13 protein-coding genes are annotated in these 21,512 nt (G+C 42.4%); 1 reads left to right on the top strand and 12 read right to left on the bottom strand.

Going from position 1 to position 21,512, the window contains the following annotated elements; all coding sequences use genetic code 11:
• Window positions 1-94 precede the first annotated feature (94 nt).
• The 6 genes from tig to truA all read right to left on the bottom strand — a co-directional run bounded on the left by tig (window position 95) and on the right by truA (window position 10,724).
• A complete protein-coding gene (gene tig, locus PCY09_RS06005) occupies window positions 95-1,378 on the bottom strand; it encodes a trigger factor (protein ID WP_008808427.1) in 1,284 nt (427 codons plus the stop codon).
• A gap of 88 nt (window positions 1,379-1,466) precedes the next feature.
• Window positions 1,467-2,030: a TIGR01440 family protein gene (locus PCY09_RS06000; protein WP_045772854.1), complete on the bottom strand. Its 564-nt coding sequence runs from the start codon at window positions 2,028-2,030 to the stop codon at window positions 1,467-1,469.
• 12 nt (window positions 2,031-2,042) lie between these two features.
• A complete protein-coding gene (locus tag PCY09_RS05995) occupies window positions 2,043-2,525 on the bottom strand; it encodes an ECF transporter S component (protein WP_061583322.1) in 483 nt (160 codons plus the stop codon).
• Complete coding sequence (locus PCY09_RS05990) at window positions 2,515-3,276, bottom strand: bifunctional hydroxymethylpyrimidine kinase/phosphomethylpyrimidine kinase (RefSeq protein WP_125396876.1); 762 nt, start codon at window positions 3,274-3,276, stop codon at window positions 2,515-2,517. The genes PCY09_RS05995 and PCY09_RS05990 overlap by 11 nt, the downstream gene beginning before the upstream one ends.
• Window positions 3,277-3,657: 381 nt before the next feature.
• The gene (locus PCY09_RS05985) at window positions 3,658-9,600 is read right to left on the bottom strand and encodes a ZmpA/ZmpB/ZmpC family metallo-endopeptidase (protein WP_125396875.1); all 5,943 of its coding nucleotides are present in this window, start codon (window positions 9,598-9,600) and stop codon (window positions 3,658-3,660) included.
• Between the two features lie 374 nt (window positions 9,601-9,974).
• On the bottom strand, window positions 9,975-10,724 hold the full coding sequence (gene truA / locus PCY09_RS05980; RefSeq protein ID WP_125396874.1) for a tRNA pseudouridine(38-40) synthase TruA: 750 nt from the start codon (window positions 10,722-10,724) through the stop codon (window positions 9,975-9,977).
• A 99-nt stretch (window positions 10,725-10,823) separates the two neighbouring features.
• Here truA and PCY09_RS05975 point away from each other — a divergent pair, with 99 nt between their 5' ends.
• On the top strand, window positions 10,824-11,297 hold the full coding sequence (locus PCY09_RS05975; protein WP_061584587.1) for an NUDIX hydrolase: 474 nt from the start codon (window positions 10,824-10,826) through the stop codon (window positions 11,295-11,297).
• Between the two features lie 159 nt (window positions 11,298-11,456).
• Here PCY09_RS05975 and strH read toward each other — a convergent pair whose 3' ends face one another.
• From strH to hrcA, 6 genes are all read right to left on the bottom strand, one after another.
• Window positions 11,457-15,032 carry an LPXTG-anchored beta-N-acetylhexosaminidase StrH gene (gene strH, locus PCY09_RS05970; protein WP_227250351.1) on the bottom strand — a complete coding sequence of 1,192 codons (3,576 nt, stop codon included), beginning with the start codon at window positions 15,030-15,032 and terminating at the stop codon, window positions 11,457-11,459.
• Between the two features lie 230 nt (window positions 15,033-15,262).
• Window positions 15,263-16,396, bottom strand: coding sequence for a molecular chaperone DnaJ (gene dnaJ / locus PCY09_RS05965; RefSeq protein WP_061586109.1), 1,134 nt, complete (start codon window positions 16,394-16,396; stop codon window positions 15,263-15,265).
• Between the two features lie 304 nt (window positions 16,397-16,700).
• Entirely contained in the window at window positions 16,701-17,333 is a 633-nt protein-coding gene (locus tag PCY09_RS05960) for a DJ-1/PfpI family protein (protein WP_125396873.1), read from the bottom strand.
• A gap of 248 nt (window positions 17,334-17,581) precedes the next feature.
• Window positions 17,582-19,405, bottom strand: a complete 1,824-nt coding sequence (gene dnaK / locus PCY09_RS05955; RefSeq protein WP_061597241.1) for a molecular chaperone DnaK — start codon at window positions 19,403-19,405, stop codon at window positions 17,582-17,584.
• A gap of 485 nt (window positions 19,406-19,890) precedes the next feature.
• Window positions 19,891-20,424: a nucleotide exchange factor GrpE gene (gene grpE / locus PCY09_RS05950; protein WP_125396872.1), complete on the bottom strand. Its 534-nt coding sequence runs from the start codon at window positions 20,422-20,424 to the stop codon at window positions 19,891-19,893.
• Between the two features lie 35 nt (window positions 20,425-20,459).
• Window positions 20,460-21,494 (bottom strand): heat-inducible transcriptional repressor HrcA, encoded by a 1,035-nt coding sequence (gene hrcA / locus PCY09_RS05945; RefSeq protein ID WP_008808415.1) that lies wholly within the window; start codon window positions 21,492-21,494, stop codon window positions 20,460-20,462.
• Window positions 21,495-21,512 lie beyond the last annotated feature (18 nt).

The raw sequence follows: 21,512 nt of genomic DNA, 5'->3' as shown, positions 1-21,512 counted from the left end.
CAGGATTGCCTTTTAACTATACTATTATTATAGCAGAATCCCCTCTTGTTTTCTAAAAAAAGGAGGCAAGAATCAAATCTTGCCTCTTTCATCTTTATTTCACTTTTGCAGTGCTTGTGATGACTTCAACAGCTTTCTTGATAGTGATATCATGTTTTAACATATCTTCTGAAAGAAGTTGACGAACACGATCTGCTTCCATATTGTAGTCGTTTGCGAGTGAAGAAATTTCTGCTTCGATTTCTTCAGCGCTTGCTTCAAATCCTTCTGCTTTTGCAATAGCTTCAATCACTAAGTTTGTCTTAGTACGAGCTTCTGCATCAGCCTCATGCTGTTTGTGAAGGTCTTCTTGAGTAGTACCAGTGATTTGGAAGTACATGTCAGGTGAGATTCCTTGGCGTTGCATGTTGCCGAGGAATTCGTTTACTGAACGGTGAACTTCTTCATGGACCATTTCTTCTGGTAAGTCTACGATTTCTGCATTTTCAACCGCAAGATCGATTGCTGCTGACTCAACTGCATCTTTGTATGCAGCTTCTTTTCCTTCAGCTAATTCTTTACGGTATTTTTCTTTCAATTCATCAAGAGTTTCTACCTCTTCGTCGATGTCCTTTGCAAGTTCATCGTCAAGAGCTGGAACTTCTTTTTCTTTTACTTCATGGATTGTAGTTACAAACTTAGCTTCTTTACCTGCAAGATCAGCTGCTTGGTAGTCTTCAGGGAAAGTTACAACCACATCAACTGTTTCGCCAGCTTTGTGACCAACCAATTGATCTTCAAATCCTGGAATAAATTGACCGCTACCAAGTCCAAGAGAGAAATTATCTCCTTTTCCGCCGTCAAATTCAACACCGTCAACTGAACCAACAAAATCAATGACCACTGTATCACCTTCAGCTGCTGGACCTTCTTTTAGGACCAATTCAGCCAAGTTGTTGCGTTCGCGTTCGATACGTGCATCAACGTCTTCGTCTGTTACTTCTTTTGAAACTTCTACAGATACTTCAAGGTCTTTGTAAGCACCTAATTTTACTTCTGGTTTTGTAACAACTTCAGCAGAAATAGTCCAATCTTGACCTTTTTCCATTGAAACGACATCGATTTTTGGTTGTGCTACAACTTCGATACCAGCTTCTTTCACAGCAGCTTCATAAGCATTTGGAAGTAAGTTGTTTAAAGCATCTTGGTAAAGCGCTTCTTCACCAAATTTTTGGTTGAAGACAGGACGTGGAAGATGACCTTTACGGAAACCTGGTACATTAATTGTTTTCTTTACTGAGTTAAACACACGGTCCAATTCTGGTTTGATTTGTTCTTGACTAATAGTAAAAGTCAAAACTCCACGATTTGTTTCTTTTTTTTCAAATGATACAGACATTCTGTCATTTCTCCTTAAAATTTATTGAATACACTCCATTATAGCATATTTAAAAAATTTTTCAAAATTATATAATATTTTTTTACTATTATTCTTTTCTTATTTTGTCTTCTCTATAAGCTGCTCTTGAACCACCAATCAGCTTAGGGCGGCTAGCTAAAGCTGTAACATGGGCAGCACCCACTGATTTAAGCTTTGGCCTGATGGGAATCTGAACATGCTTAACATGCATACCAATAGCAGTATCTCCGATATCTAGACCAGCATGAGCCACTATAAATTCCACCTCAACAGGATCCTTCATGTACTGGAAAGCTGCCAGTTGGCCACTTCCCCCTGCATGAAGAGTGGGGAGAACGTTAACAATTTCTAAATCTTTCTTTTTTGCCAAGCTTCTCTCAACCACTAACGCCCGATTGAGATGCTCGCATCCCTGAACTGCTAGAAAGATCCCCTTCTCTTCCAAGATATCCAGGATTGTTTTGACAATGATCTGCCCAACTTCTAAACTGGAATTTCGGCCAATATGACCTCCGATAACCTCACTAGAGGATAGACCCAGAACAAAAATATCACCCTCATCCAAGGACGCTTTGTCTAAAACATCTTCAAGAATCTGACGTGTTTCTGCTCCAATCTTATCTAAGTCCATGTCTCACCTCATTTATTTCACTGTGGCCATCTTTTTCAAACTCTCTGGGAAGACTTTGTAAAGGACGTAACCGACTACTAAACCAAAAACATTCTGCATAAAATTACCCAACATGCCGGCCAGACCTGCTCCGACACCATTCATGATACTGTCAAAAAGGGCGTAGCCACCGACCATAGAAACTGCAGCCAAAACTAGACCAAGATAGCGACTCTTACCTTCAAGACCAGCAAAGAAGCCCTGCAGTCCGTGGCAAATCAAACTGAAAAACATCCACTGAGGATAGCCAGCAATCAGGTCAATCAGAAAGCCTGAGAGTCCTCCGACAATAGCTGCTTCCTTGCGGCCAAAGTAGAAAGCTGTAAAATAAATCCCTGCATCCAGCAGTGTCAAAAACCCTGTCGGAGTCGGGATCTTTAAAAAATTCCCCAAAACGACAGACAGAGCTGTGATGAAAGCTAAGATAACTAATTTTTTAACTTGATTATTTCTCATATTGAACCACCCCATATTGATCTGAGCGCTGAATCGCTCCGTAAACAAAATCCTTAGAAAATTGAACCGCGGCAAAAGGAGACTTGCCTAGAAGCAACTGACTGGCAATGCTGGAAGCAAATGTGCAGCCTGCTCCGGTATTGTTGCTAGCTAGCACTGGCAATTCCAATACTTTGAAATCTTGGCCGTCATAATAAACATCCACCGCCCGCTCCTTGCTCAAGCGATTGCCACCCTTTATCACCACATGCTTGGCTCCTAAATCATAGAGCTCCTTGGCTGCAGCCTGCATATCTTCCAGACTTTTGATTTCTTTTTGGGTCAATAGCTGAGCTTCTGCCAAATTAGGCGTGATGATGCTGACATAAGGGAAGAACCTGATGATTTCTTCTCTCAATGCACTAACTTCCAGATCATGATTTTCCTTGCAGACCAGGACAGGGTCTAGCACTACTGGTATGTCCGCATGTTGCTTGACAAAATCCAATGCCTGCTCTGCTATTGCTAGATTGGGTAAAAGCCCTATCTTAATAGCAGAAAAAGGAACATCTTTGAGGCTGGATAGTTGCTGAGTAAAAACCTCCTCTTCAACCGGAAGAACCTCAAATCCTTGGTTGGTCATCGCAGTCAGGCAGGTCACAGCTACAAAACCATGCAAACCATTGACTGTATAGGTAGCTAAATCAGCATGTAGTCCGCCACCGCTAAATATATCATTACCTGATAGGGCTAAAATGAGTTTATCCTTCATAACGAATCTCCTTTAGATAATACCGTTTGAACCTGCTATTGCCCTTCTGCCAGATGGCGGTCTTCTCTTCTGAAATCTACTATTTTTTACGTAAATCCAGCGAAACAATAGCTTTATAAGGTGCTATGTGTTTATTTTAGCAGGAAAAAAATACCCCAGCAAGGACTAAAAACAGGAACTGTCTGGGGACAGATTTTTGAAAATAGAGTATAACAAACGGAGATGGCTGATGTTAGGGATCACTAATACGCAAGAAAATAACCCATCTGAATCAGACTGTCAGTGACAAAACAAACAGAGCTAATCCAAATGGGTTATTTATTGTTTATTGCTAAAGGTCATTATTTGCAATTACACATCTAGCAAATCTGACATTTTGACTTAGGAACCCCAAATGGAGTTTTCATCCATAAAGCTGTTGGTGTTCTTGAGTAACTGCGTAAATACAGCATACTTAAAGTCCTTGGTTGCCCGTTCATCGACACGAGACTTCTTCAGATCCTTTTCAACAGCTTCTGCAAAACCGGCTTTCAGCTCTTCAAAAGTACTGTAGACTTTTCCGTTGACTGTCACTGGCTTAATACCTGAGTTTTGTGCTTTATCCACAACTTTTCTGAAGTAAGCTTTCTTGAAGGCCTCCATGGTTTCAAATTCGCCTTCAGAAATTTGCTTGATGATAAAGTTATCGCTCAAACCAGTCACACCTTGCTCATTGGCTGTCTTACGGTGTTTATTGGAAGCATAGCTTACAAAGCCTTTTTCATAGCCATAGTAACCCCAGATTCTGAAGGTATTATGCTTGAACATCAAGGCGCCTGGTGCTCCAGTATTGTTTTGACCGCCACCATAGATACCTGTCATAAAGTCGATCGCAATGTAACTAGAGTCATAGTCAGCTGGGTTATAAGTTCGATTGTCAACCGCACGGTTAGAAAGCAAGCCTTGGTCAACCAAGTCATTTACAGATGAAACTGACATGGCCGCTTTCTCCTCTGCTGTCAACTCTCTCACGACATCATATTGAGTCCGAGCATCTACAATCTTAGGCTCAACCTTCTTGAACCATTTAGCCGCAGCTGCATTTCCTTTATCCACAACTGCTTGACCTTCAAGGTAATCCAGCAGCATGAGAGTATCATTATAGCCCTTCATGTAATGGTCGATGTCTGCTCGGTTCTTGAAGAGACTTGGCGAGCTATTGAAAATGAGGCTGCCATCATTTGGACGATCAAAGGCCATATTGAGACCCAGAGCACCCCAGCCTGGCTGACCAGGAACAGGTGATTGGAGCAACCCTTGGGCATAGCCTTCTGGTCCGATACCTTGTCGTCTGCCATGTCCGCCCAGATAAATATAGCCGTCATTGACGTGGGTGAGTTCGTGCGTGAAGACGGATACACCGTATTCCGTCAAGAGGTCAAAGGCCTCGAAGTTAACACGGATTGAACCAGCAGCATGGGCACCGTAGCCATTTGACTTGTACCAGCCACCAGCTCTGCCGCCAACTAGGTTAAAGAACTCGCGGGATGGAGCATAAGGATTGCCCTTATTATCATTTCCGTTGACATCAATCCAGCCACGTCCTTCCACATCAAAACCATCCCATACAGCCGTTACATTTTGCTTGACCATTCTGGACTTGATATCATCTGAGAGCAGTTTGTACCAAGTGTCTACGTGATTTCGATGCTGGGTCGCTACTTCCTTGATACGTGCATTAAATCGTTCATCAGACCATGACCGGCGCTTGTCTCTGTTGACAAAGGCCATCGTACTATAGTTTGACAGAATAGCTAAACGCGTATTCTTCAAGGTTAGAAGCGGAAGGATATAGTTGCTGAAATATTCAGAATTGAGGTTATCGAAGACGCGATACTTGGCAGACTTGATCTCCTCGATTTCTGACTGGCGTTCTTCAAACTGAATAAAGCCTCGAGTTGCATCCTTGAACCAAGAATCCATGTCCGCAAAGTTAGTCAGCAGGCGACGGTTGTAATCCAAGTAAGCCACCAAATCACTAGACTTGGACTCAGCCTTCAACTGACGTGCAAACATATTGACATTGTCTGCCCCTTTCAGTTGATTTTCTGTCGAACGACCAATCTTAATCAAGCGATCCAGCAATGGCACTTTTTCACCATAGAAGTCTGGTTTGAAGAGTACCAGCTCCTTGAGGTTATAGTCGCCAAACTTGAGATCGTAATAACGGTTGAGGTAGGTCAGGCCGAGCATAATAGCGGTCTTGTTCTCTTCGATTTTAGCTTTCAGAGCTTCGTTGGCTGCCGGATTGTCAGCATGGAATCTTGTCCATTCATTGGCCAGGAGCTTACCAAGCATATCCTGCAAGTTGGCTTTCACTTCAGCCAGAGATTCATCTAGGAAGAGACGCTTCACTTTGTTGACCTTGTCATTATCGTTAGGCAGACCAACAGAACGATAGACTTCATCACTGTACAGGTCAAAGTTCTTCAAGCTCTCAGTCAGCTGAGTCAGCAAGTCTTCTTTGACTGCGGTTGAGTGATTTGGAGTATAGACTGTACCAAGCTCTGCAATCTGATATTCCGGCAGAGCAGTCTGTTCAAATTGTGCTTGATTTTGAAGATTGTAGATGGTTTTGCTTCCGTCTGCAAAATGGACTAAGATCTTATCTGCATCCGTTCCTCCAGCAACAAACTGGTTACCTTTCAGGGCTTGAACTGCTAAGACTTTCTTAGTCAACAGGTCTCCTGCTTTACCAGCATCCACCAGCTTATTGGCCTCATGAATCAAGAACTCTTGGTTGTAGAAAGGCATAAAGCGTTCTAGATTCTGATAAAGCTGTTCATTTTCTGCCTTGTAACCTGGCTTGTCTTGAAAAGCACTTGTTCTCAGAATAGCAGCATTTAGTTTCTCAGTTGTTACTTCATTTGCGCTGGTTTGTTCAAGAGCCGTAATCCGATAACTCTTAACTTTTTGCTCCGCTTCAGCTTCTGTCAAGCGACGGAACTTGGCATCTTTTCCTGTCTTGGTTCCAGAGCTGTGTCCCGTAACACCAAAGAGATTTTGGAGTTTTTGCCCCATCCAAGCATCGGTAATCTCATTATCTGAGCTAAAGAGCTCTTTACCGTTCACTACTGTGGCATAGCTGACGGTGTCATTGATAGTTCCATACGGCCAAATGGAAGCAGAGATACCAGCAGCATTTCTTGAGCCTGCATCCTCTAACTTACCTTTGGCAACGGACTGCATCAATTTACCCCAATTGCCCCAGCCTGAACCTGAATAGTCAGTGAAGTTTTGAGCGACCAGCATACCTGCATTTTGTCCACTCTTAACCCAAATATCTGCTTCAACGTAGGCACGTTTCACCAAGGACATGGCGTTGGTTCCTGCGATACCAGCTGTAACAGAGTTTCCACCCTTGGACTTAATACGGCCCTTAAAGGAGACATTTTCAACTCGAGATTGGCCTTCTATATTGTTAACCAGACCGGCTATATGGTCTCTTCCTTCCAAGTAGCCTTGGACATTGACGTTTTCGATTACTCCTTTATTCTTCAAACGAGCAGCAATTGTCGCAATAGTATCGCCCGCTTGCGAATCTGGATAAACCATATTGACTCGCTTAAAGTCAATATCCTTGACCGTTCCGCCAGTAATCGTATCAAATAGAGGATGCGCCAAGTCTAAAATCGCATGGCGCTCGCCATTTTGACCACCAATCAGCTGACCTTTGAATTCACCTGGCAAGTAAGACTTGCTGTTGGCAGGTTTGTCAATCAGCTTGGCACTGATACTGCGACCCAGAATAAAGGTTCCAGATGGATTTTCTTTGATGCCATCTAAGAGGTCTTGGAAGTCATAGTAGACATTTCCTTCACGCTTCTTAGCCTTTTCCAGATAGAAGTCAAAGCTGTTTTGAAGACCAGTTGCGCTTCTTTGCAGCAAGTCTGGCAGCTGAGCTTTGATCTTGAAGACAGGCTGATTGTCAACGACCACTTCCTCGATAGAGGTAACTGGTAGGACAGTGTCCTTGAACTGGTCGGATGTAAAGTGCAGATAATATTGATCCAGATTTGCTGGCTTTTCAGCCAGAGTAGGCATCAATTTGGTCTGGCCATTCTCAACCTTCATCAAGGCGACATTAGTGATGGACTTGAGTTCCACCTTCTTCAGGTCAAGCTGAACTGTCTCTCGAGCTAACTCTTTACTTTCAGAGCCATTTCCTAAGTCATAAGACAGGGTCGTCTCGATATCATAAGGTGTATAGTAGTCCAAACCACTAAAGCTGGCAGTCAACTGACCGGTCGCCAAGTTTTGCTCTGCTATTAATTGACCATCCTTCTTCAGGCGAACATGAGCACTAGTAAAGGCTTGATCCCTGTCCGTCAGCTGGTATTGAATTTGCGCTGATTTCTGCAATTCATCCTTCTTAACCGCTGAAACAGTCAGAATTGGCGCTGTTTTAAGAGCCAATAAGTCGGCTAAAGCCTGCTTGAGTTGGTTGACACCTGCATCTACTTCATCTTGACTCGACGAAGTTTGATAAACCGACTCAGCCATATTCTTAATTGCTTGCAATTGCTGGTAGGATTGATTGGTGTAAGCTGCAGGATCTACAGCCGTTGCTAAAGCTAGTTGCTTGCTCAATTCTTCTTTATTAACGCGAGCCTTAGTGCCACGAGTAACCACTGTATCAACTGCTTCATGCAAGATGCGCTCAGTTGTTTGTGGCTCTGATATCCGCTTGCCATCCAAGACTTCATAGCTGGTTACAATTTCTTTTTGTCCTGGAGTTCCATTGACAGTGGTCTCTTCATCAAGATACTTGCTATCATCAGTTTTGTGAACAACCTTTGGTTCAATTGTTTCTAACTTGACCTCTGTATGCAAACTAGGCAGTTCAGCTTGAACTGTTGATTCCCCATTAACACCACCCGTGTATTCTGGAAGAGCGGGCTCAACTGGGGCCGTATCTCCCGCTGTACCAATCGGCTCTGTATAAGTTGGTTTCTCCGGTTGAACTTCTGGTTCACCATTCACTGACCCTGTGTATGCTGGAAGCGCAGGCTCGACTGGGGCTGTATCTCCCCCTGTACCAACCGGTCCAGTATAAGCTGGTTGCTCCGGTTGAACTTCTGGTTCACCATTCACTGACCCTGTATATGCCGGAAGCGTAGGCTCGACTGGGGCTGTATCTCCCCCTGTACCAACCGGTCCGGTATAGGCTGGTTGCTCTGGTTGAACTTCTGGTTCACCATTTACTGCCCCCGTGTATTCTGGAAGCGCAGGCTCAACTGGGGCTGTATCTCCCGCTGTACCAATCGGCTCTGTGTAAGTTGGTTTCTCCGATTGAACTTCTGGTTCGCCATTCACTGACCCTGTGTATGCTGGAAGCGCTGGCTCTATCGGCGCTGTATCTCCCGCTGTACCAACCGGTCCAGTATAAGCTGGTTTCTCCGGTTGAACTTCTGGTTCTCCCTTGCTACTGCTGCTTTTTTCAGACTGATTCGGATTTGTTTTATTTTCTTCTTTTGATGTTTCCTTATTTGGAGGTAATACTTGAGAAGATGGGTTAGGAGTGGAATCAGAGATACTTCCAACCTGACCTGAAATATCTTGATCTGGTTTTTCCTCTTCTATAAGCTCTGTTTGCTTTTCTTGACCTCTAGCATCCAGTCCAGATTTTGAATTCCCTGATACTGCTGGCTGATCTTTAAGACTAGTTTCCTCAGTCAGAGAGGCAGGCGAGGTTCCTGTCAAAGCCCGCAAATCAGAAGCAGTAAAGTAACCGATATAGTCGTAACCTTCAATCGCTAAATCTGCTTCAGAAACACCTGAAGAAATCGAAACTTGACGGTTATAAGAAGCCAACTCTTTATTTTCTAGCGCAAAAACTTGAGGCGAAAGCAAAAGGCTCTGTCCGAACGCTCCAATCAAAAACACTCCCACCAACTTGCCAGCCTTCTTACGAGAAAACACCAAAACAGCCAAAATAGCCGTCCCAGCTAGTATGCCAAGAAGCGGTTGCCCATTATTTCCTGTTTGAGGCAAAACTGTTGGTTTCCCTTTCTTACGATAAATCAGGTAATAATTCTCACCTGATTGCAAATCGGAAGGAAGCTCATGCTTAATCAGTTCCTTCTCTTGCTCAGTTAACTCTTGATCTTCAACATAAGTGTAATGAGCCTGACCAGTCTTTCCAACTTCATCAGCAGCAACAGCTGGGCTAGTCAAAAAGCTCCCAAAAATCAAGGCAGCAATTGCAACGGAGCCTACACCAACAGATAATTTTCTAATTGAAAATTTCTGAATTTTCTCCTGTACTTTTCTAAAATCCTTCACTTCATAACTCCCATTATTTGTTTGGATGTATAAATTTTCTCCCTAAGTCTTCACTAGCCAACTCCCTATCAGCCTTTAAAAGACAGCATTTATACACATAGTATTATCATAATTCTTTTAGATGTTTTTTACAATAGATTTTTCCTTAAAAAGTTATTTATTTCTTTAAAAACTACTAAAAAATGGAGAAATATTCAGCTTTTTTTGTAGAATCGCTAAAAATCGCTCCAAATAGTCACTTCCCACCTATTCCATATGACATTTTAAAGAGACTTCCCATATAAAAATAAAATTGTATCAAACACGAATCTTTTAGTCTCTTTTCTAGAAACCTACTCACTATCGAATAAAGCCGAGATACCATTATCTCAGCTTCATTCTTCATATCGAATTTCTTTCAAATAAAGGCCGTTGGGACCAGCGGTTGGTCCTGCCAGATGGCGGTCTTTCTCCGCTAAAATCCTCTGGATCTGCTCTACCGGCATGCGCTTGTTGCCGATTTTGAGAAGTGTACCGACCATATTGCGGATCTGCTTATAGAGAAAGCCATTGCCTGAAAAAGTAAAGACCAGAAAATTACGCTCTGCATCAAAGCGGACCTTGGCCTCAGTAATGGTCCGAACCTTGTCTTCCACACTGGTCCCCGAAGCTGTAAACCCGGTAAAATCATGCGTCCCCTCTAACAGAGCAACCGCTTCTTCTATTAGACTCAGCTCCAAAGGATAAGGGTAATGGGTGGCATAATGGCGCATCATAGGGTTCTTTGGCCTACCGATGTCCACCAAAAATTCATAGGTCTTGCTGTGTTTATTGTAGCGAGCGTGAAAATCATCCGATACCTGCTCCACACTAATAAAATCAATATCTTCTGGCGTCTGCGTATCCAAGGCAAAACGTAATTTTTCTTCATCCCGCTCTTCCGGTAAATCAAAATGCAGGACTTGGCCAAGGGCATGAACACCGCTGTCTGTCCGACCTGCACCATGAATGACCACAGGCTGGCCTTTATTGATACGGGTCAAGGTCTTTTCAATTTCTTCTTGGACACTTCTAGCATGAGGTTGTCTTTGGAACCCTGCAAAGTCATGCCCGTCATAGGAAATAATCGCTTTATATCTTGTCATAGACCTATTGTAGCAGGAAAAGACAGGAGTAGCAAGATAATTCTCGTTATGACAATATTACTTAAAAAATGATATACTAATTCTAAAAAGGAGGGAAGAATGTTAGCAGATATCAGCTTTCAAGAAGAACATAGACGTTTCAGATACAAAGCCGCAGCACTTATCATAGAAGAAGGAGCCGTGGCTTTCATGACCAACCCTGACGAAAGCTACTTCTATCCGCTTGGAGGTGCTGTTCAGTTGGGAGAATCCTCCCAGGAAGCCGTCAAAAGGGAAATCCAGGAAGAAACTGGTCAAGAATACGAGATTGATCGGTTAGTATTTATCCATGAAAACTTCTTCCAGCAGGAAACAGGACGATTGGCAGGACTAGACTGTCACGAAATTTGCTTTTATTACTTGATGAAACCAAAAGGACAGCAATTCCCTAGTCTTTCAGAAAATGAAACTGTCGAATGGATCCCTTTGGAAGAACTCCAAGACCACACGGCCTATCCTAATTTTCTACCTGAACTGCTCCCTCATATTCATCAAGGAATTCAACACATCATAACTGGAAAACCAGGCGAGTGAATAAAAAGAACCTAAGCTAGCACCCCTTAGAGGGCATATCCCCCATAATGTCATAAACAAAAAGACGAGGCCAAACTATTTTCTTTGACCTCGTCTTTATTCTTGTCCAAATAATTATTTAAGCCTAGGTTTACACTCGATTTTTAGAACGATAATAAATCATCCTTTCCTTTTCTTGCGTCCACCCAAACCGATCATAGCTAAAGCTGTTCCCAGAAGAGTTATAGGCCAAGCTGAAGTTGTTCCAGTTTGCGGAAGTTTATTGTCCTTAGCCACTGCTTGGGCAGATGGTTGAGATAATTTTTCAGCTATTGGCTGCTTATTAGTTTGAGTCGGTTTTAGCCCCTCTTCTTTCTTACTTGCTTGGCTAATAGGTGATGATCCCTTAACAGAAGGAGTAACCAACGGGGCTGGTTGAACCTGCCTTCCACCCATTTTTGCTGAATCTGCTTCTTTTGTCCCAATTTCCACAATTTCAGCTACAGCATCCTTAGAAACGAAACTTTCCACAAGCTTGCTACTACCGTCCTGGGCAGATATTTCAACTAAATTCGTTTTTTCACCTTTGATTCCCACTTGCAAAATCTTGCGTTGCCCCTTTTCAAGGTTTGGATTTGCTACTTCTTTTGTCTCAAAGGCAATCTCTTCTGTTTGAATATCAAGATATGGTTTATATTCCACAAGAGCACGAACTTCTTCCTCATCGGCACTGCCATTGTAGGTGATTGGCTTGAGATTTTCGCGAGCAACTTTTAGTTTAGCTGCTAGTTTATCCACCTCTTCTTGCTTCATCCGGCTTAATTCCCAATCAATCTCATCTCGAGCTGCTTTTAGAGCTGCAACAGATTCTGGTGTATAGATGGTTAAATCGGTTGGAATTTTAGCAATTTCTTCCTGAATAGGGCCATAATTAGCCTTGAAATAGTCTTTATTATGATCAGCAAAAGCAGTCATTAATTGGAAAATCTCTTCTTCCTTGTATTCAGCTTGCGGTCTATCAGCCCAGATGGCAATCATGCTACCGACTGTTGGAAGGTCTACTTCTGGGTACTTGGTAGAAGCTAGTTGATTAAATGGTGTCTTTTCAGTATTGTCAAGTGCTTTCTGTAAGAAACCACCGCCATCTTCCGGTTTTTGTCCCAAAATGTAGTACCAATCCCCATTGGTATTGAGGAATTTGTAGCCCTTACTTGCTAAATACTGTGGTGATGCCAGGTTATAGCCCCACCAGCCTTTAGACCAATAGGAGATTAAGACATCCTTATCAAACTCAACATCGTCTTTGTCTTCGTAGTAGAAGCCATCGTTGAAGGCCATTGGCTGCAAACCTCTCTCTTTCGCCATAGCAGCTAGAGAGTTGGCATATTCTGCGAACTTACCATAGAGGTTGTAGTATTTCAGATAATACCAACCCTGAGCATTGGTTGCATCATTAGCATATTCATCCGTTCCATAGTTGAAAATTTTGGTTTTGCCTGCAAAGTAATCCATATACTTTCCAATCAAAGCTTTGGTAAAGGACTTGGCTTCTTCATTTTCCAAATCCAGGGTTGTTTTGGATAGTGTATCAAAATAAGCCTGAGGATTTTGAATACCTAGTTTTTCCATAGCGACCAAAAGGGCATCCATATGACCTGGGCTATTGAGTGCTGGAATAAGGCCTATCCCCTTTCCTTTGGCATAAGCAATCAGCTCATCCATCTCTTTCTGTCTGAGGGCATTTCCATTTGGATCATCGTAGTAAGCCTTGGTACCAGCCAAGATTGCTTCTTTTACTTCATCACTTGTGTAGGTTTTACCGTTGGCTTCAACGGTCATGTCATCCAACATGAAACGCATCCCGTCATTTCCAACTAGCAGATGCAAATCTGAATAGCCCAATTCACTAGCCTTGTCAATGATTCTCTTTAGCTGATCCAATGAGAAATATTTCCGACCAGCGTCAATAGAAATCACCTTGCTCTTAGCTAGTTTTTCTCTTTCAGCTTGGGCATCTAGCACCTTTTGATAATCAGGGGTTGGCTGGAGATGCTCACGGGCTTCTTTTAAGCGAGCAACCGCAAGATCAATCTCTTCTTGCTTGCTCCGACTAAGATGGCTGTCTAATTCTTTCACAGCTTTTTCAGCCTCCTTAAGACGAGCGATACTTTCTGGTGTATATTTAGAAGCTAAGTCACTTGGGACTGCTGCCAATTCTTTTTCTGCATCTTGATAATTAGCAGCAAAATACTCAGCATTTTGATCAGCAAAGCGACGCATCAACTTATAAAGACGAGATGGGGAAAAACGCGCTGAAGGCTCATCAGCCCATGCAGCCACCATACCACCAATAATTGGAATATCTGCCCCCTCAGACTTAGGAACACTTGTAATCGGTGTAGAAGCAATTCCCTTCAACCCTTGATCTAGATTATACCAACCTTGGCCGTCTGCATTTCGACCTAGAACATAATACCAAGCATCATTGGTATTTAGAATCTTATGCCCTTTTTCAGACAAAAGTTTGGAAGAAGCAACATCATAGCCTCCCCATCCACCAGTCCAATAAGACACAATAATATCCTTATCAAATTCACCAAAACTTTGATCAGAATTATAGTAAATACCATCATTGAAGGCCATTGGCTTCAGACCATTTCGCTTAACGATTTTAGCTAGATCATTGGCATAAGCGATGAATTTTTCATAGCCTTTTTCTGGGTAACCTTCTCCTGGATAATACTTATCCGCTTGTAAGACTTGCCACCCTTTAGCATTGGTCGCATCATTAGCATATTCATCTAGACCAATATTGAAAATATCTGTCTTACCAGCAAAATATGCTGCATATTTCTCAATCAAGGCTTTTGTAAAATCAACAGCAGGCTGATTATTTAAATCAACTGTTCGAGCAGATTCCTTGCCAAAGTAGTCAAAATTAGGTTTTTCAATTCCCAGCTCCTTCATGGCATTCAGGATCGCATCCATATGGCCCGGGCTATTGATTGTCGGAACAAGACCGATTCCTTGTCGTTTAGCATAGTCAATCAAGTCCGTCATTTCAGCTTGTGTTAAGTGATTGCCATTTGGATCATTATAATAATCGTTGGTCCCTTTTTCAATGGCTTTTTTGACATCTTCACTAGAATAGGTCTTACCGCCTACAGTCAATGACATGTCATCCAATTGGAAACGCAGTCCATCATTCCCTAACAGTAAATGCATATCTGTAAAACCATAACGCTTAGCCTTGTCTACAATTTCTTTCAATTGTTCTGGGCTAAAATATTTACGACCTGCATCAACTGAAATCATTTTGCGCATGGCAAGTTTTTCATCAACACGGTCTGACTCTTGACCCTTTGGTGCATCAGTAGGTAAGCCTGCTTTCTCCTCAGAATCATTTCTTTTTTCTGCTTCTCCAGTAGCATCTTTTTCAGGGGTCTTATCTTGCTTAGGAATATCTGTATTAGATTCTGCTGGAGCAGAAGTTGATGGAGTTGCTTCACTATTGTTTACAGGATTTGCTCCGGACGTTTCCTCTGCTGTAGACTTATCTTGTGCGGGACTAGAGGTTGCCACTTCTTCTGCAGCTTTGGGTTCAGTAGAATCTGCTGGAGCGACAACATTTGACTGCGTAGTTGGAAGCTCTTCTGCCGAAACAACCTGTCCAGCCATAGTGATTCCAATTAGAACAGAAGCCGCTCCAACTGAAAATTTACGAATAGAAAAACGCTGTTCTCTATGAAAGACCATCATAAAATCTCCTTTTTGATAAATAGAAAAACCGATAATGTAAACGGTTTCTTTTTCTTCATTATAGGCTATTACCCCCTGTTCTGCAATGAGCCCTCTACAAGATTCTATAATTTATTGATAAAGAGATTTAATTCAGATACCTATATTTTAAAGCAACGTTTCAAAAGATCTCAAATCCCAAAAAAGAGAGAGTGAACTATAACTTCAGTCCACTCTCTTCCTTTCTTTTATTCCCCATCAAAAGCATCTTTAATATGGTCAAAGAAGCCTTTTTTCTTAGGATTTACACTGATATTCCCTGCAGCCGCAAAGTCCTTGAGCGCTGCTTTTTGCTTATCATTCAGTCCTGTTGGAGTCACAACGTTAACAGTCACATACTGATCACCCATGCTTCCACCACGAAGACTAGGAGCTCCCTTGCCACGCAAGCGGAATCGTTTGCCAGTCTGAGTTCCTTCTGGGATATTGAGCTCAACATCCCCATGAACGGTTGGAACATCCACACTGTCTCCAAGTGCGGCCTGAACAAAGTTTAGATTGAGCTTGTAGTATATAGTAGATCCATCTCGCTCAAATTTATCACTTGGTTCGACATTGACGACTACATACAAGTCTCCATAAGGGCCACCATTGAAACCTGCTTCCCCTTGCCCTGCTAGGCGAACTTGCTGACCAGTTTCCACACCTGCTGGGATTTTAACATGGACACTGTGGGCTTGTTTTTCATGTCCTGTTCCATGACAGGTCGTACAAGGCTCCTTAATTTCTTTTCCGCGTCCATGACAGACATCACAGGTCACTTGACGACGCATCATGCCCAGAGGAGTTTGCGTATCTACATTGATGACACCTGAGCCATGACAGCGTCCACAAGTCACTGGACTTGTCCCTGGCTTAGCACCTGATCCGCTACACGTACGACAAGACGCCTCCCGGTTGTACTTAATTTCCTTTTCAGTACCAAAAATAGCCTCTTCAAACTTGAGATTTACACGATATTGAAGATCGTCACCCTGACGAGGAGCATTTGGATTTCGCGAAGCACCGCCACCAAAGAAGCTTGAGAAGATATCTTCGAAACCACCAAAACCAGCTCCATCAAAGCCTCCAAAGCCACCTGCGCCACCGCCAAAACCACCATTGGCTCCAGCAGCACCATACTGATCATAGGCCGCTCTTTTCTGCTCGTCACTTAAAGTCTCATAAGCTTCTTGGACCTCTTTGTACTTATCTTCTGCCCCAGGATCTTTATTAATATCTGGGTGATATTTTTTTGATAATTTCCGATAGGCTCTCTTTATTTCATCCTGTGAAGCATTCTTTGAGACACCTAGACGGTCATAATATTCTGTATTGTTCATATAAGATACCAAGACCGTAAAATTCGACTGAAAAATAGGAAATCAGGCGACGGAGAGACGCTCCTAGACCGATTTCTCTTTTTTCCGAGAATTTAGGTCGGGTTCAATTCCTTTCTTTTATATTGAATCAGAATTTTTGGAACCCGTGTTCAGTTGCGAACACTCTTGTTCCTTTCTATAATGTTTTCGAAACCAACCCTCGATTTAGGTCGGGTTCAATTTCTTTCATATTGAGTCAGAATTTTTAGAACCCGTGTTCAGTTGCGAACACCCATGTTCCTTTCTTTAAATTTTAAGAAAATTCTTAGAAGTTGTTTTTTATGCTCTGTTTCATCTCAGCAAATTCTTCTTCTGACAAATTGAATATCAATTCCTCTTCTGAATACTGATTCCGTTCTTTAAAATAGTTGTCAGCATTACCTACCAAGCCTAGACTAAGAAGCACTTTTCTTGCAAACTCTTGGTGTGCAAAGCCGACAGCAGTAATGATATTTTTATCTTGCAGGACAGCTTTAGCTTTGAAATTTTCCCGTGGAAGAAATTCAAAATAGTCAAAGAAGTTTTGCCAAATCCCACCCGTAAATTTCGTGTCCTTCAATAAGCCTGCTTTCGCCAATAAAATGGGCGCTGAGGAAATAGCTGCAATCAAAATCTCTTGCTGATTCAAACTTCTTAGGAAAGAAATCAATTTTTCATCGTGCAAAGCAGGAGCAATATTTATCATTCCTGGCAAAATGACACAAGAATAGTCTTCGATAACTACTTCATCTAGTGTTCTAGTAGGTTGACAGGCTAATCCATCTTCCGATGTTATAATGCCTCTATCTGAACCAACATAATCGATTTCAATACCAAAAGATAGAGCTAAAGTACTGGTCAGACCAACTACTTCATAAATTGAAAAATTAGGATAAATGATACAAAGTGCTTTTTTCATAAGCATCACCCTCTATCTTACCGAAAAACAGAGGCTGGGTTGCAACCTCTGGATTTCTTTTTATACTTTTGACATCAGACAGAGGATAAGACAAAGACCTATCTACCTCATCTAATTTTCAAAACACTTTTAACGCGGTAGCTGATTGGATTTTGGGTTCGTCTTTCAGACTCCCAAAAATCCTAATCATCCTCGCGGGGGTTCGACTACGAACTAAAAACTTTCAATTTTTAATTCTGTCTCACCGCCTATTTCTCCGTAAACTCTCCGTCTACGACGTCATCGCCTGCGTTTCCTGTTGCTTGTGCGCCTTCTGCTCCTGCTTGAGCTTGTTGAGCTGCTGCGGCTTGTTCGTAGAGTTTAACAGCAAGTCCTTGAGCTTTTTCGTTCAAAGCTTCGAGTTTTGCTTTCATTTCGTCCAAGTTGTTGTCTTCTTGAGCTTTCTTAAGTTCATCAAGGGCAGCTTGGGCAGCATCACGTTCTGCATCAAAGCCTTTACCTTCAGTTTCCTTGATAGTCTTTTCAGTCGCAAAGATAGCTTGGTCAACTTCGTTACGAAGGTCAACTTCTTCCTTACGTTTCTTATCTGCTTCAGCGTTTGCTTCTGCATCTTTCATCATACGGTCGATTTCTTCATCAGTCAAACCTGAGTTCGATTGGATGACAATTGTTTGTTCTTTTTGAGTTCCAAGGTCTTTGGCCTTAACAGATACGATACCGTTCTTGTCAATATCAAATGTTACTTCGATTTGAGGAATTCCACGAGGTGCAGCTGGGATATCTGTCAATTGGAAACGTCCAAGAGTCTTGTTATCTGCTGCCATTGGGCGTTCACCTTGAAGAACGTGGATATCAACGGCTGGTTGGTTGTCCGCTGCTGTTGAGAAGACTTGTGATTTAGATGTTGGAATAGTAGTGTTACGATCGATAAGTTTTGTGAAGACGCCACCCATTGTTTCGATACCAAGTGACAATGGGGTTACGTCAAGAAGGACAACGTCTTTGACATCACCAGTGATCACACCACCTTGGATAGCCGCACCCATGGCAACCACTTCATCAGGGTTCACTGATTTGTTTGGTTCTTTACCAGTTTCAGCCTTAACAGCTTCTACAACGGCTGGGATACGAGTTGAACCACCAACAAGGATGACTTCGTCGATTTCTGACAAGCTCAAGCCTGCATCAGAAAGAGCTTGACGAACTGGAGTTTTTGTACGTTCTACAAGATCACGAGTCAAATCATCAAATTTGGCACGAGTCAGAGTCATTTCCAAGTGAAGAGGACCTGCAGCTCCTGCTGTGATGAACGGCAAGCTGATTTGAGTTGAAGTCACACCTGAAAGGTCTTTCTTAGCTTTTTCAGCTGCATCTTTCAAACGTTGAAGAGCCATCTTGTCAGTTGACAAGTCGATGCCATTTTCCTTCTTAAATTCTGCAACCATGTGGTCGATAATCTTTTGGTCAAAGTCGTCACCACCAAGTTTGTTGTCTCCTGCAGTTGCCAATACATCGAAGACCCCGTCACCCAATTCAAGAATAGATACGTCAAATGTACCACCACCAAGGTCAAATACCAAGATTTTTTCTTCTTTGTCAGTCTTGTCTAAACCATAAGCAAGAGCTGCTGCAGTTGGTTCGTTAACGATACGTTCTACTTCAAGACCAGCGATTTTACCAGCGTCTTTAGTCGCTTGACGTTGCGCATCGTTAAAGTAAGCTGGAACTGTGATAACAGCCTTAGTTACTTTTTCACCAAGATATTCTTCAGCGTAGCCTTTCAAGTATTGAAGAATCATAGCTGAGATTTCTTGTGGAGTGTATTCTTTACCGTTGGCAGAAACTTTTTCAGAAGTTCCCATCTTAGATTTGATAGAGATAACAGTATCTGGGTTTGTTACTGCTTGACGTTTTGCAGCATCACCAACGATGATTTCGCCGTTTTTAAATGATACTACAGATGGAGTCGTACGATTTCCTTCTGGGTTTGCGATGATTTTACTTTCAGTTCCTTCAAGAACTGCAACTGCTGAGTTTGTTGTACCTAAGTCAATACCGATAATTTTAGACATATGTTTTTTCTCCTCGTTGTTTTTTCTCTTTTTTTGATATTTCCCTTAAGTGGTGGGGACGTGAGCAACTCCCTTCGGGATTTCATCACTTATTTTTGAGCCTACTGTCTCAAAAATCCCCTGTTTCAGTAGCACAAGCTACTGAAACTTTCACCACGGCGGGAAATATCTTCCTTGCAAACCTCCGGCTTGCGTCTTATCTTTCTTTCATAGTTTAGTGTCGTTTCGGACAAGTTTTCTATTATGTAAGGTTACGACATGAGAAGTCGAAATTATACGCAGTAGCTGATTGGCAGTTCACTTCGCAACGCTCGTGACAAACCTAATCACCCTTGCGGGGGTACGTCAACGAAATCACAGATTTCTGACTTACCGCCTAATCGAACTCGCCCTAAGCTCTTGGTAAAAAAGATAGATTTCCTTGTGTTCATCGAACACTTCGTCAATCTCCTATTTTTACTGTGAGCTTTTTCGGGCTCTATATCTTAGTTATAAACCACTACCATAGCCGGTCTTAGGATGCGGTCATGGAGTTTGTAGCCTTTTTGGAAGACTTGTGCGATGGTATCCGCTGGATGTTCGTCATCAGCTGGAACTGTTTGAATAGCCATGTGATAATTATGGTCAAATTCTCCATCGGCCGGAATTTCTTCAATCCCCTCTTCTTTGAGAGCATGAACCAAGCTTTCCTGCACCATTTCCAATCCTTTTTTGACATCATCTGTCAATCCTTCAACGGCAAGAGCACGCTCAAGGTTGTCCAAAGAAGGTAAGATTGCTTTCGCTAAATCTTGACTACGATAGCGTTGCAAGAGCTGACGCTCTTCATTGGCACGGCGTTGGATGTTTTGCATTTCTGCATGAGCACGGAGATATTTATTCTCAAAATCGTCTGCCCGCTCATTTGCTAGTTCTAATTCTGATTTTTCGGGACTTGCTGATTCAGCCTGCTCAGCTGTTTCGACAGTTTCTTTTACTTCTACATTTTCTTGATGTTCTTCGTGTTTATGTTTTGCCACAAGGCACCTCCTTTTTAGGAATGATTATACTGTAATTAGTGGACTTCATAGTGGTTACTACTGAGGTAGCGATAGAAGTCCGTCAGTTTCATAGTCAAGACACGATTAATCACATTAACCTGACTGACCACTCGCTGATAGTCGAGATTGACTGGTCCAATGACTGCTAAAATTCCAAATCCTCTGTAAGGAATCAGAAATTTGCTAGAAATAATGGTCAAATCAGACAAGCAACTTTCTCGGCTATCTGCCACGCGCACACTTTGCATCTGATCCTCGGCTAGACTGTCTCTAATCTCAAAGGCCACCTTCTGTGAATCATCAAAGAATTGATAGGCCTTCAAATCTGAAAAATTCAACAAGCCAACCTTGCCGGACACAATAACATTCTCTTTGAAAATATCACCGAAGATATGCTCAAACAGATGAATAACATTATCTGTCGTAGTGAAATAGCGCTGGATAATCTGGGGAATTTCCGTCCGAATCTTGTAGTGAATATCCAAGACTGTCTGTCCCAAAAATCGCTCCTGAACCAAAGCTTTAAGCCTATCCAAGTCTTCTCTTAGGAAGTTGCGCGGAATCATAAACTGACTGGTGATAGTATTGGACTCATCTAGAGTGAAGACAGCTAGAGCCGTATGCTGACTGAGTACTACGATATCAAATGCTGTCAAACGTTGCCGACTGGGTTCGACATCCAAGGCAACAACTGTGCAACCACTCAGCTTAGTTAGAAGGTCCGCTGCCTGTTGAAGAATGTCCTCCAAGTTGAAAAACTCATGGTCAAAGGCTTTGATAACCTCATAAAGTTCATTCTCAGCTAGACGATCAAAAGATAGCGAATGCTTGACGAAGTACTGAAAACCAGCCACGCTAGGTTTACGACCACTAGATGTATGAGCCTTCTCCAATAGTCCCTGTTTTTCTAGAGCTGCCATATCGTTTCGGATAGTAGCACTACTCGAATTGATAGAATCCTGTAAAGCTTTAGATCCTACTGGCTCGTGAGTCTTGGTAAAGATATCAATAATCAAATTCAAAATCTCATTTTGACGCTCCGTTACCACGGTACCACCTCCATTCAA

The sequence above is a fragment of the Streptococcus sp. SG2 genome (genome assembly GCF_030439925.1).
GTDB classification, from domain to species: domain Bacteria; phylum Bacillota; class Bacilli; order Lactobacillales; family Streptococcaceae; genus Streptococcus; species Streptococcus gordonii.
Note: the sequence above shows the minus strand (reverse complement) of the source record. Positions and strands in the feature narration are given on the sequence as shown.

Bases quoted from the DNA above. Each gene is read 5' to 3' on its own strand.
- tig (WP_008808427.1), bottom strand. From the start codon at position 1,378: ATGTCTGTATCATTTGAAAAAAAAGAAACAAATCGTGGAGTTTTGACT.
- dnaJ (WP_061586109.1), bottom strand. From the start codon at position 16,396: ATGAACAATACAGAATATTATGACCGTCTAGGTGTCTCAAAGAATGCT.
- PCY09_RS05995 (WP_061583322.1), bottom strand. From the start codon at position 2,525: ATGAGAAATAATCAAGTTAAAAAATTAGTTATCTTAGCTTTCATCACA.
- dnaK (WP_061597241.1), bottom strand. From the start codon at position 19,405: ATGTCTAAAATTATCGGTATTGACTTAGGTACAACAAACTCAGCAGTT.
- PCY09_RS05960 (WP_125396873.1), bottom strand. From the start codon at position 17,333: ATGAAAAAAGCACTTTGTATCATTTATCCTAATTTTTCAATTTATGAA.
- PCY09_RS05975 (WP_061584587.1), top strand. From the start codon at position 10,824: ATGTTAGCAGATATCAGCTTTCAAGAAGAACATAGACGTTTCAGATAC.
- truA (WP_125396874.1), bottom strand. From the start codon at position 10,724: ATGACAAGATATAAAGCGATTATTTCCTATGACGGGCATGACTTTGCA.
- PCY09_RS06000 (WP_045772854.1), bottom strand. From the start codon at position 2,030: ATGGACTTAGATAAGATTGGAGCAGAAACACGTCAGATTCTTGAAGAT.
- strH (WP_227250351.1), bottom strand. From the start codon at position 15,032: ATGGTCTTTCATAGAGAACAGCGTTTTTCTATTCGTAAATTTTCAGTT.
- PCY09_RS05990 (WP_125396876.1), bottom strand. From the start codon at position 3,276: ATGAAGGATAAACTCATTTTAGCCCTATCAGGTAATGATATATTTAGC.